A 13189-nucleotide genomic window follows, 5' to 3' on the forward strand; every position below is an offset into this window, starting at 1 on the left:
GTATGCAGAAATACGATATTAAGACCTTTCAAGGGTTGATCCTTGCGCTTCAAGATTATTGGGCGCGCCAGGGCTGCGTTATTATTCAGCCTCTGGATATGGAAGTGGGTGCAGGTACTTTTCACCCTATGACGTTCCTACGTTCTTTAGGTCCAGAGCCAATGAGTAGCGCCTATGTTCAACCGTGCCGTAGACCAACTGATGGTCGTTACGGTGAGAACCCAAACCGCTTACAACATTACTATCAGTTCCAAGTAATGCTGAAGCCTTCACCTGATAATATTCAGGAATTGTATTTGGGCTCTTTGAAAGAGTTAGGTTTCGATCCGCTGGTTCATGACATTCGCTTCGTAGAAGACAACTGGGAATCACCAACGCTTGGAGCGTGGGGTCTAGGTTGGGAAGTGTGGCTAAACGGTATGGAAGTAACACAGTTTACCTACTTCCAGCAGGTAGGTGGTCTAGAGTGTAAGCCTGTAACCGGCGAAATTACTTACGGCTTAGAGCGACTCGCCATGTACGTTCAAGGCGTAGATAGTATATACGACCTGGTTTGGACTGACGGGCCTATGGGTAAAGTCACCTATGGCGATGTGTTCCATCAAAACGAAGTGGAACAATCGACGTATAACTTCGAACACGCCAACGTTGAAGCCTTGTTTAGAACCTTTGACGAATGTGAAGCAGAAAGCCAAAAGCTTATCGAAAATAACCTTCCGCTTCCTGCTTATGAGCAGGTGATGAAGGCATCTCACGCTTTTAATTTACTTGATGCACGTCACGCTATTTCAGTGACCGAACGCCAGCGCTATATTCTTCGCGTTCGAACGCTAGCCAAAGCATGTGCAGAAAGCTACTACCAAGCACGTGAAGCACTAGGCTTCCCACTATGTAACAAGGAGGCATAAGCGTGCGTACAGAAAATTGTTTAGTTGAATTAGGTACTGAAGAACTCCCACCAAAAGCGCTTAAGTCTTTGGGTGAAGCCTTCGCCACGCAGTTCGAAGCTGCGCTTACGCAAGCTGACTTAAGCTTTGACTCAGTTAGCTGGTTTGCAGCCCCTCGCCGCTTAGCCGTTTATGTTTCAGGCCTAGCTGAAGGCCAGGCTGACAAAGTGGTAGAGAAACGCGGCCCAGCGGTATCAGCCGCATTTGACGCTGACGGTAACCCCACTAAAGCTGCGCAAGGTTGGGCTCGCGGTAACGGCATTGACGTTGCTAACGCAGAGCGCCTTGTAACTGACAAAGGTGAATGGTTGCTGCATAAAGCCCACGTCCCAGGTCAATCAGTTGCAGAGCTACTAGAAGGCCTGATTAACCAAGCGGTAAGTAAACTACCTATTCCAAAGCCAATGCGTTGGGGTAATTACAATACTCAGTTTATACGCCCTGTTCACACCCTTTGCGTACTTTACGGAAGCGAAGTGGTTAATGTTTCAGTATTGGGCCTAACAAGCGGCCGCGTTGTTCAAGGTCACCGGTTCCACGGCGAAGGTCGCTTTGAACTTGATCATGCTGACAATTACGCCTCTGCCTTAGAGCAACAATATGTGCTGGCAGATTTTGAGGCGCGTAAAGATAAAGTGCGTCAACAACTTGAAGACGCAGCGCAAAACTTGTCGCTTAAGCCAGATTATAACGAAGACTTACTTGAAGAAATAGCGTCACTTGTAGAATGGCCGGTTGTACTTCAAGCAGGGTTTGATAAGGCTTTCTTAGCAGTACCGAAAGAAGCCCTTATTTACACCATGAAAGACGACCAAAAATATGTGCCGCTACTAGATAGCAACGGAGCACTTTCAAACACCTTCTTGTTCGTAACGAATATCGAAAGTCGCGATGCGTCTCAAGTTATTTCTGGTAACGAAAAGGTTATCCGCCCTCGCCTGGCAGACGCCGAGTTCTTCTTTAACAGCGATAAAAAGACAACATTAGAAAGCCGCCTTGAAAGCTTAGAAACCGTGTTGTTCCAAAAACAGCTTGGTACGCTAAAAGAAAAGTCTGAGCGTATATCTGCTCTATCGGCGTTTATCGCTTCGCAAATAGATGCAAATGAAACACAAGCAGCACGTGCAGGTCTTCTAGCTAAAGCAGACTTAATGTCGAACATGGTTATGGAGTTCCCGGACGTTCAGGGCGTTATGGGTAAATACTATGCGCTAAATGACGGTGAAGATGCACCTGTTGCTGAAGCACTGTATGAACAATACATGCCGCGTTTTGCTGGCGATGCACTTCCTAGTTCAGGCGTTAGTGCTTCGGTCGCGCTTGCTGACAAACTAGATACCCTAGTGGGTATTTTTGGTATTGGCCAGTTACCTAAGGGTGATAAAGACCCGTTTGCACTTCGTCGTGCAGCTATCGGTGTTTTACGTATTGTTACTGAGCTGTCATTGCCGTTAGACCTTGAAACACTAGTGAGCAAAGCTATCAATGTATATGGTGATAAGTTAACAAATGCTGAAACGCAATCTCAGGTTGTTGATTTTGTATTAGGTCGATTCACTGCACTTCTACAAGATCAAGCGATTGCCATTGACGTTATTCAAGCCGTTGCCGCTCGTCGTCCAACTAAACCAGCCGACTATTTAGCGCGAGTTCATGCGGTAGATAAGTTCAGAGCATTGGAAGAAGCCGAAGCGCTAGCCGCCGCTAACAAGCGTGTTGCAAACATCCTTGCTAAGCAGAACGTTGAAGTAACAGACACAGTGAATATTGATGAGTCACTTTTAGCCGAAGTAGCTGAAAAAGCGCTTTACGTTGAGCTGAAAGCCGCACAGAAAGAAGTTGATATTGCTGTTCCTTCACAGGACTACACGCGTATTCTTACCGCGCTTGCAACTTTACGTAATGTAATCGATAACTTCTTCGATAACGTAATGGTTATGGCTGATGAAGAAGCGGTTAAAAATAACCGACTTGCTTTGCTGTCGCTTTTAAGGCAACTTTTTCTTACTACCGCGGATATATCTATTCTCGCGAAGTCGTAGGCTAGTAAAGTTAATTCGGTTTTAGGCCGTTAGAAACAAAAAAGCCCAGCTTTAACGTTGGGCTTTTTCATAAATGGAGACGCTGTGAAAAAGTTACTAACTATTACTTCTATGTGCATAGCAATTTCAGCATGCTCTAGCAGTGGAAGCTTTAAGGTTCCTGAAATAGCACCGGACGTGCCTCGCATTCAATTCGAAAACATGTTCCTTAGAGGCGTATTTAACTGGTGGGAAGCTGACCCCAGTTACAGGTTCAAACGTTCAAATTCAGGCTGGACAGTTGATGTTGAACTCATTGCCGACGGACAACCCTATGACTTTAGGTTATCTGACGCAAAATGGACGCCTTCACAAAGCTGTGGCGGCAAATATAAAGGTCAGCCTGTAATGTTAGGCTCCACTGTTTATTTAGTCTGTGAGCAGGGCTCAGAGAACTTGCAATTCACCCCCTCCTCAACAGGCACCTATCGCTTTACTGCAACAGCAGCAAGTGCAGGGGAAGTCGCCCTGGTTGTTTCTAAAATTTAGACTTGAATGCCGTGTAGTAGTAGCGGCATTCACTAATCCTTTTTTCATTGTAAAGACTCTTGCCTCATATTCAATGCCAATAAAAAGTTCTCTGTTTTATACGAGTAATTCACATGAGCTCAGGCACAAAAAAAGCGACCATTGGGCCGCTTTTTTCAAATAGCTAAAAGCTCTACACGTCTAAGTTTTCCACTTTAAGCGCGTTGGCTTCGATGAATTCTCTGCGTGGCTCAACTTGGTCTCCCATCAATGTGGTGAACAGCTGATCACAACCAATAGCGTCTTCAATGGTTACTTGAAGCATACGACGGCTCTCTGGGTCCATGGTGGTTTCCCAGAGTTGCTCAGGGTTCATCTCACCTAGCCCTTTATAGCGCTGAATGTATTGACCACGTTTAGCTTCATTCATTAACCACTCTAGGGCTTCTTTGAATGACTCAACTGGCTGTTTACGCTCTCCACGCTGAATGTAGGCGTCTTTGCCCATCATGTCGTTAATGGCAAGGTTAAGCTCTTTAAGACGCTGGTATTCAGACGACTCAATGAATTCGTGATCGATAATGTACTCATAATCGATACCGTGCATACGCATAATAATCGTGATGTAGTACTCGCTTAACTCTGCATCATTACGAATTTCATAGCGGTATGTAGCACCATCATTTTCGCGCTCTGTAAGCTGCTCTACGAAGTGTTTCGCTACGTGCTCTAGGGCAGCTTCATCTTTAAGGTCTTCAAGGTTTAGCGTAGGCGTGTAAAGCATTCTGTAGAGGATAGATGCAGGCATAAGACGTTTCATACGTGCAATCATCTTCTCTACCGATTGGTACTGCTTAACAAGGTTTTCTAGGCCTACACCACTAATACCTGGGTCTTCATCGCTGGTGTGCAAAGACGCACCGTCAATTGCAATTGATGTTAGGTAGTTAGTTAGCGCATCGTCATCTTTAAGATACTGCTCTTGTTTACCCTTCTTCACTTTGTATAGCGGTGGCTGTGCAATATATACATATCCACGCTCAATGATTTCAGGCATTTGACGATAGAAAAATGTGAGTAGAAGCGTACGAATGTGAGAACCATCTACGTCAGCATCGGTCATGATAATAATGCTGTGATAGCGTAATTTTTCAGGATCATACTCGTCACGACCGATACCACAACCTAGTGCCGTGATAAGCGTCGCAACTTCCTGAGAAGAAAGCATCTTATCAAAACGCGCTTTCTCAACATTTAGGATTTTACCTTTAAGCGGCAGAATAGCTTGGTTTTTACGGTTACGACCCTGCTTAGCTGAACCGCCCGCAGAGTCACCCTCCACTATGTATAATTCACTAAGTGCAGGATCTTTTTCCTGACAGTCAGCTAGCTTACCTGGCAGACCAGCCAAGTCGAGCGCACCTTTACGGCGTGTCATTTCACGGGCCTTTCGTGCAGCTTCACGAGCACGAGCAGCATCAATAATCTTACCCGCAATGATTTTACTCTCTGCAGGGTTTTCTAATAAGAAATCCGCTAGCTTTTCATTCATTGCCGATTCAACAGCTGGACGAACTTCAGAAGATACAAGCTTATCTTTAGTCTGTGAGCTGAATTTTGGATCTGGTACTTTAACGGAAATAACCGCGGTTAGACCTTCACGCGCGTCGTCACCACTGGCATTCGTTTTAGCCTTTTTATTCAGGCCTTCCTTTTCCATGTAGTTATTCAATGTACGCGTCAACGCTCCTCGGAAGCCGGCCAAGTGAGTACCACCATCGCGCTGAGGAATGTTGTTGGTGAAACAGAACACGTTCTCTTGGAAACTATCGTTCCACTGCATCGCTACTTCTACTGCAATACCGTCTTCTTGCTCACTGCTGAAATGAAACACTTTCTGGTGAACAGGTGTTTTCTTTTCATTTAGGTACTCAACGAACGCTTTGATACCACCTTCGTACATGAAGTGGTCTTCTTTTCCATCTCGTTCGTCTTTCAAGCGAATCGACACACCAGAGTTCAAAAATGATAGTTCACGAAGACGTTTAGCAAGAATATCGTAGTGGTAAAGCGTATCTGTAAAGGTGTCTGAACTTGGCCAGAAACGGATCATAGTTCCCGTTTTATCTGTATCGCCTGTTACCGCTAGCGGCGCCTGTGGAACACCATGATGATATTCTTGTTCATGCGCTTTACCACCGCGACGAATACGAAGCTTCAGTCGGCTTGAAAGTGCGTTTACTACTGATACACCTACACCGTGCAACCCGCCCGATACTTTATAAGAGTTATCGTCGAACTTACCGCCGGCGTGAAGAACTGTCATGATAACTTCAGCTGCAGATACGCCCTCTTCTGGGTGCAATTCAGTTGGTATACCACGTCCATCGTCAGACACAGATACTGAGCCATCGCTGTGAATGAGCACAGTAATCTCAGAACAATGTCCAGCCAGTGCTTCATCGATAGAGTTATCGACCACCTCGAAAACCATGTGGTGTAACCCGGTACCATCATCAGTATCACCGATATACATACCAGGACGCTTTCTTACGGCATCTAATCCTTTAAGTACTTTAATACTGGACGAGTCGTAGTTGTTCTCTGCTGACATACTAGCTTTTACTCCTCTTTCACGCTTCCATGTTCCACGTGAAACATTTTCTTTTCGTTGTATTTTTGTATAAAAGCGAGTTGCGTGGATTCTATTGCAGTAACGAAAACCTGCGTATCCATTTTGAGCAACCCATCAATAAACTGTTCTCTTTTATCGGCATCTAGTTCGGCGCCAACATCATCAAGTAAAAATATACTTTTGCGCTGAGTCGCCGTGTTAAATAGCTTAGTCTGTGACATTTGAAGCGCTGCCACAGCCATTCTAAGCTGCCCTCTCGATAAAAGCTCCTGGGCATTTACGCCATTCACTTTAAGCCGTAAATCGGCTTTATGGGGCCCAGAAGAGGTATGTCCTATTTTACCATCATACTCACGTTTTTTAACTAGGCTTTCTGATAAACCGACATCTTTTTCCCATCCTTTATAATAACTTAATTCCACATCGAAGTTAGGAAGAAATTCTTGCGCGTATTGTTTAAAAATAGGTGTAAGATTATCTACATAGCTTTGACGGGTGGCCGTTAAAGACTCACCCAATTCAGCAAACTGAGATTCCCAATATTGATTTTGTGGCGCGCTTAAATTTGCCTGTTGTTTCAGCAGCGCATTTCTGTGTTTAAGAAACTTTCCATATTGATTTGTAAGTACTTGAAACTGATGTTCCACGTGAAACAATCCCCAATCACAAAATCTACGACGCTCTGATGGCGAACCAATTATAAGGTCAGTACTTTGCGGCGTGAAAAGTTGAAGTGGTACAAGACTAACTAAATCTGATAACTTATTTGAATGCTCACCATTAATACTACAGGTAAACGTCTCGTTACGACTTCGTTGAAAACCTAGCTTTAGTTCGTCCCCTTCTTCAGTTTTGCATGACGCAAAAACACTGAAGCTGGCTTTCTCATTTTGAATAACCGAACCGTGTTTATTCGTTCTAAAGGACCGTCCAAAACCAAGGTAGTAAAGTGCTTCAATTAACGAGGATTTGCCACTCCCGTTCACGCCTTTAATGATGGTTAAAGCTGGTGAAGGAGAAAGTGATACGGAAGTAAGATTACGAAACTGTGTAATCTGGACGCGGTCCAGTTTCATGAGGTCACACTGATGAAAAAAAGAAGCGGGGAGTATCAGCACTCATCGCTTCTTTAATTGATAATTGGAATAACAAAATAACGTGGGTTATGCGAAACGCAGCAAGCACTTAATGTAGTAAAAACTACAGCCGCATCGGCATAATTACGTACAAGGCGGCGTCATCGGTATCATCTTCGATAAGCGCACTAGCGTTTGAGTCTGACAGGCTCACTTTAACACCATCAGACCCTAACGCATTTAATACGTCAATCAGATAGGCAACGTTAAAGCCAATTTCTAAATCGTCACCTTGATATTGAACATCAACGATTTCTTCTGCTTCTTCTTGCTCTGGGTTGTTAGCCGTTATTTTAAGCTCGCCAGAAGACAAGTTTAATCGTACGCCTCTAAACTTTTTGTTAGATAGAATGGCCGCACGTGAAAACGCTTCTTTTAGTACCGCTTTACTCGCAATAATTTCCTTGTCGCCATTTTGAGGTAAAACACGGCGATAATCAGGAAATCTGCCATCTACTAACTTCGAGGTGAAAATGAAATCGTTTGAAAATATACGAAGGTGGTTTGCGCCAATTTGCACCTTAAGAGACTTATCGTCTTCACTAATAAGACGAGATATTTCTAACACGCCTTTACGAGGAATAATCACCTGACGATTTGGCAAAACGGTCTCATAATTTAAGCGACAAAGTGCAAGGCGGTGACCGTCTGTTGCAACGGTACGAATGATATTCTCTTCCGTTTCAAGGGACATACCATTTAAGTAATAACGCACGTCTTGCTGAGCCATCGAGAAGCTAGTTGCATCGATAAGACGTTTTAAATCACTGCACGATAATTCAAATTCTACTTCGCCTTCCCAGTCTTCTAAATTGGGGTAGTCGTTGGCAGATAAAGTAGAAAGCGTATAACGACCTCGACCGGCACGAATGAGTGCTTTGCTGCCGTCTAACGAGAAATGAATATCTGTTCCTTCAGAAATACCGCGAATAATATCAAACAGTTTTTTAGCAGGAACTGTAATCTCACCTTCGGTGAATTCACCCTCTAATTTCACGCTAGAAATTAGTTCTACCTCTAAATCTGTACCAGTAAGCCAAAGTGCGTCCTCACTTACTTTAATGAGGACATTGGAAAGAATTGGCAGTGTGTGTCTACGCTCTACAGCACCAGATACCAACTGTAGGGGTTGTAAAAATTGTTCGCGGCTTATAGTAAATTTCATCGCAGTGCTATCTCGCCTCTAAGGTCGTGGTGTTAGGAAGATAAAGTCCTAATGAGGTTCTTATAGTCCTCTTTTATATCATGACTTTCTTCTCTTAGCTGCTCTATTTTTCTACATGCGTGTAAAACCGTAGTATGGTCTCGTCCACCAAATGCGTTTCCTAATTCAGGTAAACTGTGGTTGGTAAGTTCTTTGGCCAGCGCCATCGCTACTTGGCGAGGGCGCGCCACACTACGGCTACGTCGTTTAGACAAAATATCAGCTACTTTTATCTTATAATAATCTGCGACGGTTTTCTGAATATTATCAACGGTTACTAATTTTTCTTGAAGCGCAAGAAGGTCTCTAAGCGCTTCGCGAACGAAATCAATAGTGATAGGGCGACCGGTAAAGTTTGCGTTAGCAATAACACGGTTAAGTGCACCCTCGAGCTCACGTACGTTTGAACGCAAGCGCTTGGCAATAAAGAACGCCACTTCATTTGGTAAGTGAATCCGGTTTTCTGCCGCTTTGCGCATCAAAATAGCCACTCGGGTTTCAAGCTCGGGCGGCTCAATAGCGATGGTTAAACCCCAACCGAAGCGCGACTTTAATCGATCCTCTACTCCATCAATCTCTTTAGGATATCTATCAGAAGTAAGGATGATTTGTTGGTTACCTTCGAGGAGCGCATTGAATGTATGGAAAAACTCTTCTTGTGAGCGCTCTTTATTGGCAAAGAATTGAATATCATCGATAAGTAACGCATCAACACTGCGATAGAAGCGCTTAAAGTCCTCTATGGCATTATTTTGTAATGCTTTAACCATATCCTGTACAAAGCGCTCAGAATGCATGTATACAATTTTGGCGTCGCCGTTATTTGCTACGATGCCATTACCCACAGCATGTAATAAGTGAGTTTTACCTAAGCCCGTTCCGCCATAAATAAATAATGGGTTGTAAGAACCGCCTGGATTATTTGCAACTTGAGTCGCTGCTGCACGTGCTAGCTGGTTAGATTTACCTTCAACGAAGTTATCGAACTGATAAGTTGGATTGATATTGCTTTTATGCTTCATCGCTTCAGGGATCGGGATCACTTTAGGCGGTGTAGACGATCGTGGTGCTTGATCTGCGTATCCATTATATCCATTACGGTCGTGGTTTTGCGCACCGCGATCATTTAGATCCGTACTCTGAGTGTATGACGGTGCTTTTGAAAATGCATTGTTTTGTTCTTGATCACCCGCTTGGCTTGCCGTTGATGGCATACCGCTATTCGACATTGGTGAATAAGAGGATGTGTGCTGGCCACTGCTGCCACTGTGGACAGAATGATCACTAGTATTATAGTTCTGATACCCTTGACCGCTCGCAGGCGCACTACGTTTGCTTGGTTGATTATTATTAGGCGAACTTGAAGCAGGCGAAGATCCACTGGTACTTACAGGCTGACCACGGCTTACGCTGTGGCGATTCATCACTTCTAAACGCAATTGTGGTGCGTCACTTCCGGCAAATTCTTTTAATAGTGTAGTAATATTATTCAGGTACTTGTCTCTCACCCAATCAAGTACAAAACGATTGGGAGCATAAAGTGCAACCACGCCTTCTTGTTCTTCACAAACAAGCGGTCGTATCCACATACTAAACTGCTGCGTTGGTAATTCTTGACGCAATCTTTCAAGGCATTGGTTCCACAAGGACATGGTACGTAGTTAGCTCCCGTAACTCGCTAGAAAAACCAACTCCTGAAAAGCCAAGCATAAAGAAAGCAGGCACTAAAAAGCGCCATTAGAAGAAAATAGCGTTGGAAGTGTTGGGTAGCAGCGAGAAATTAAGTTATCGTTTTAATCGCTGTGGATTATCTTACGTTATCAACACAATGTAAATGGCGATCCCGATCGATCTTTTCGATCAAAACAACAAGCAACTGATTATTATGATTTTTTCTTTTAGATCAAATCAAACTATAACGAGAAAAATTCATTCTAAATTTGTGCTAAAAAACCGTTAGATCACCTTGCTTTTTATATCCATCTCTGTGTTTTTCACAACGCACTGTGGATAACCTAACCAAATTTAACGCGTTATTCACAGACTATTTGTACGAAAACTGCGTTATCGATTAAGCTATCGATTAGAAAATGCAAAAATTGTTCACTTATTCATCCGAAAAGCGAGAATATGCATTGACAGCACGCCCCGAGATCTCTAGAATTCAGCGTCCTTTTTCGATGGGCTTTTCTGGTGAAAACACCGCATTGTTCTGGCAACAGTATAATGTGTTACCAAAAACGCCTATGTTTAACTAAATATAAGTGAGACTTTGGTCATGAAAAGAACATTTCAACCGAGCAATCTAAAGCGCAAGCGTTCTCACGGTTTTCGTGCTCGTATGGCGACTAAAAATGGTCGTAAAGTACTAGCAGCTCGCCGTGCAAAAGGCCGCGCTCGTCTTTCAGCTTAATTGAAAGACGCCAAAGTGGGCGAGAATAATTTTTCTAGGGAGTTACGTTTGTTAACTCCCACCCACTTTACTTATGTGTTTGATAACGCAACCCCAGCTGTATCTCCCTCTTTTACTGTTCTAGCCAGAAAAAATACACTTTCAACTCCTCGTTTAGGCATTACGCTTGCGAAAAAACGTATCCGTAAAGCGCACGATAGAAATCGTTTGAAGCGATTAGTCAGAGAAAGTTTTAGGCATAAACAGCACAACTTACCCAATGTCGATATCATCGTTATTGGCAAGTCTGGCGCTGACAACCTTAGCAACCAAGAAGTTTTCGCTACATTGGACAAGCTATGGAAAAAATTAAACAAGCGTTGCGGCAACTCTTAATTGTAGTGCCTTTGGCCTTGATAAAATTTTATCAGTGGTTCATTTCCCCTATGTTAGGGCAACGATGTCGTTTCCATCCTTCTTGTTCTTGGTATGCTATAGACGCATTAAAAACGCACGGATTAGTAAAAGGCGGTTGGTTATCTATTAAACGCATATTAAAATGCCACCCTTTGCATGCCGGCGGATATGATCCAGTGCCGGAAAAACAACAAGATAAACACTCAAAATAAAGAGACCTCTATGGAATCGCAACGTAGTTTTCTGATAATCGGCCTTGCGCTAGTTAGCTTTTTGCTTTGGCAATCATGGCAAAAAGATTATGGGCCACAGCCAGTTGTGCCTGTTGAGCAACAAAAAACGCAAGAGACAACACAAGGCGTACCGTCATTTAATGAAAATGGCAGCGAAGATGTACCAAGTAGTGATAGCGTTCCTGCTGCACAACCTATCGCAGCGGCGCAAAGCTCAAACCGCATTATTGAAGTAAAAACCGATACGCTTGATTTACGCATCGATTTGCTTGGCGGCGATGTAGTATCAGCAGACTTACTTAAGTTTCCGGTAGAGCAAGGTTCGGATATTCCTTACAGCCTACTTCGCTCTGGCAACGGTCTTTATGTAGCGCAAAGTGGCCTAATCGGTGCTCAAGGGCCTGATGCCAGCAGCAGTGGCCGCCCGGTGTATAATGCACAAAGTGACTATTATGAGATGACTGGCGACACCCTTGTTATTCCTCTTACATGGAAAAACAACCAAGGCTTGTCAGTTACCAAAACCTTCACTTTCACTAAAGGTCAGTACGACGTAAACGTGAGCTATAGCGTTGAAAATGGTACCGGCAATGCGGCAACGATTCAGCCGTATGCACAGCTTAAACAAGTGATGGAGTTTGAAGACGACAGCAACATGTTTATGCCAACATACCGTGGTGCTGCTTATTCAACGGAAGACGACCGTTATCAAAAGTACTCGTTTGACGAGATTGAAGATGACAACCTTCGCGAAACCACAAAAGCGGGTTGGGTTGGCATGCTTGAACATTACTTTGTGTCAGCATGGGTACCTTCACAAGAGCAAACTAATACGCTTTATTCTCGTAATTTGAAAAATCAGTACGCAGTAATCGGTGTATTATCACCTTCTGAAAGCGTTGCCCCTGGTGAAACTAAAACTATTGCGTCTACCCTTTACATGGGCCCGAAAGACCAAGATAAGCTTGCCAAGATTGCTCGCGGTTTAGATCTGACTGTTGATTACGGCATTCTATTTTGGATTTCACAACCGCTGTTTGCCCTGCTTACGTTCCTGCATAGCTTGGTTAATAACTGGGGTGTGGCAATTATCCTTATCACTATTGTAGTGAAAGGCGCAATGTACTGGCTAACCAAGAAGCAATACGAGTCAATGGCACGTATGCGCAACTTAGCACCTAAGATGCAGCAGCTTAAAGACCGCTTTGGCGATGACAGACAGAAGATGTCACAAGCCATGATGGAGCTTTACCGCAAAGAAAAAGTAAATCCAATGGGCGGTTGCTTACCCCTTCTTCTGCAAATGCCAATCTTCCTTGCGCTTTATTGGGTACTGATGGAAAGTGTTGAACTACGCCATGCAGACTTCGTGCTTTGGATCACTGACCTTTCTACAAAAGACCCGTACTTTGTATTGCCAATTCTAACTGGCGCAAGTATGTACCTATTGCAAAAACTTCAGCCAACCACCATTACAGATCCAATGCAGCAGAAAATCATGCAATGGATGCCGGTAGCGATGAGCGTATTCTTCCTGTGGTTCCCTGCAGGTCTGGTACTATACTGGCTAGTTAGTAACGTGATTACCTTGGTTCAAGCCAAAATGATTTATGCTTCAATGGAGAAGCGGGGCATCAGCAGTAAATAACACGCTGATCAATGAATTATACAGCCCG

General features: G+C 43.8%; 11 protein-coding genes. 7 read left to right on the forward strand and 4 right to left on the reverse strand.

The window, feature by feature from the left end:
- Nucleotides 1–2 precede the first annotated feature (2 nt).
- The 3 genes from glyQ (at nucleotide 3) to V7R42_RS06550 (ending at nucleotide 3517) form a co-directional block, all read left to right on the forward strand.
- A complete protein-coding gene (glyQ, locus tag V7R42_RS06540) occupies nucleotides 3–908 on the forward strand; it encodes a glycine--tRNA ligase subunit alpha (RefSeq protein WP_014996763.1) in 906 nt (301 codons plus the stop codon).
- Between the two features lie 2 nt (nucleotides 909–910).
- On the forward strand, nucleotides 911–2989 hold the full coding sequence (gene glyS, locus V7R42_RS06545) for a glycine--tRNA ligase subunit beta (RefSeq protein WP_334019415.1): 2079 nt from the start codon (nucleotides 911–913) through the stop codon (nucleotides 2987–2989).
- A gap of 84 nt (nucleotides 2990–3073) precedes the next feature.
- Nucleotides 3074–3517 carry a hypothetical protein gene (locus V7R42_RS06550; RefSeq protein ID WP_334019416.1) on the forward strand — a complete coding sequence of 148 codons (444 nt, stop codon included), beginning with the start codon at nucleotides 3074–3076 and terminating at the stop codon, nucleotides 3515–3517.
- A gap of 172 nt (nucleotides 3518–3689) precedes the next feature.
- Here the strand turns inward: V7R42_RS06550 and gyrB are convergent, their stop codons facing one another.
- The 4 genes from gyrB to dnaA form a co-directional block, all read right to left on the reverse strand.
- A complete protein-coding gene (gyrB, locus tag V7R42_RS06555; RefSeq protein ID WP_334019418.1) occupies nucleotides 3690–6110 on the reverse strand; it encodes a DNA topoisomerase (ATP-hydrolyzing) subunit B in 2421 nt (806 codons plus the stop codon).
- 8 nt (nucleotides 6111–6118) lie between these two features.
- Nucleotides 6119–7207: a DNA replication/repair protein RecF gene (gene recF, locus V7R42_RS06560; protein ID WP_334019420.1), complete on the reverse strand. Its 1089-nt coding sequence runs from the start codon at nucleotides 7205–7207 to the stop codon at nucleotides 6119–6121.
- A gap of 124 nt (nucleotides 7208–7331) precedes the next feature.
- On the reverse strand, nucleotides 7332–8432 hold the full coding sequence (gene dnaN, locus V7R42_RS06565; RefSeq protein ID WP_334019422.1) for a DNA polymerase III subunit beta: 1101 nt from the start codon (nucleotides 8430–8432) through the stop codon (nucleotides 7332–7334).
- A gap of 32 nt (nucleotides 8433–8464) precedes the next feature.
- Nucleotides 8465–10123 carry a chromosomal replication initiator protein DnaA gene (dnaA, locus tag V7R42_RS06570; protein ID WP_334019424.1) on the reverse strand — a complete coding sequence of 553 codons (1659 nt, stop codon included), beginning with the start codon at nucleotides 10121–10123 and terminating at the stop codon, nucleotides 8465–8467.
- 626 nt (nucleotides 10124–10749) lie between these two features.
- Here dnaA and rpmH point away from each other — a divergent pair.
- The 4 genes from rpmH to yidC are packed head-to-tail and all read left to right on the forward strand — an operon-like array spanning nucleotide 10750 to nucleotide 13161.
- Complete coding sequence (gene rpmH, locus V7R42_RS06575; RefSeq protein ID WP_014290886.1) at nucleotides 10750–10884, forward strand: 50S ribosomal protein L34; 135 nt, start codon at nucleotides 10750–10752, stop codon at nucleotides 10882–10884.
- Between the two features lie 15 nt (nucleotides 10885–10899).
- On the forward strand, nucleotides 10900–11259 hold the full coding sequence (rnpA, locus tag V7R42_RS06580) for a ribonuclease P protein component (protein ID WP_015000154.1): 360 nt from the start codon (nucleotides 10900–10902) through the stop codon (nucleotides 11257–11259).
- Nucleotides 11244–11492 (forward strand): membrane protein insertion efficiency factor YidD, encoded by a 249-nt coding sequence (gene yidD / locus V7R42_RS06585; protein WP_081765860.1) that lies wholly within the window; start codon nucleotides 11244–11246, stop codon nucleotides 11490–11492. Before rnpA ends, yidD begins: the two co-directional genes overlap by 16 nt.
- A 10-nt stretch (nucleotides 11493–11502) precedes the next feature.
- Complete coding sequence (gene yidC / locus V7R42_RS06590) at nucleotides 11503–13161, forward strand: membrane protein insertase YidC (protein ID WP_334019425.1); 1659 nt, start codon at nucleotides 11503–11505, stop codon at nucleotides 13159–13161.
- Nucleotides 13162–13189: the final 28 nt, after the last annotated feature.

The organism is Alteromonas sp. S015 (assembly GCF_036864485.1).
GTDB lineage: Bacteria > Pseudomonadota > Gammaproteobacteria > Enterobacterales > Alteromonadaceae > Alteromonas.

Excerpts from the sequence above, each read along its gene's own strand:
- glyQ (WP_014996763.1), top strand. The coding sequence starts at position 3 with ATGCAGAAATACGATATTAAGACCTTTCAAGGGTTGATCCTTGCGCTT.
- gyrB (WP_334019418.1), bottom strand. The coding sequence starts at position 6,110 with ATGTCAGCAGAGAACAACTACGACTCGTCCAGTATTAAAGTACTTAAA.
- recF (WP_334019420.1), bottom strand. The coding sequence starts at position 7,207 with ATGAAACTGGACCGCGTCCAGATTACACAGTTTCGTAATCTTACTTCC.
- dnaN (WP_334019422.1), bottom strand. The coding sequence starts at position 8,432 with ATGAAATTTACTATAAGCCGCGAACAATTTTTACAACCCCTACAGTTG.
- dnaA (WP_334019424.1), bottom strand. The coding sequence starts at position 10,123 with ATGTCCTTGTGGAACCAATGCCTTGAAAGATTGCGTCAAGAATTACCA.
- rpmH (WP_014290886.1), top strand. The coding sequence starts at position 10,750 with ATGAAAAGAACATTTCAACCGAGCAATCTAAAGCGCAAGCGTTCTCAC.
- yidC (WP_334019425.1), top strand. The coding sequence starts at position 11,503 with ATGGAATCGCAACGTAGTTTTCTGATAATCGGCCTTGCGCTAGTTAGC.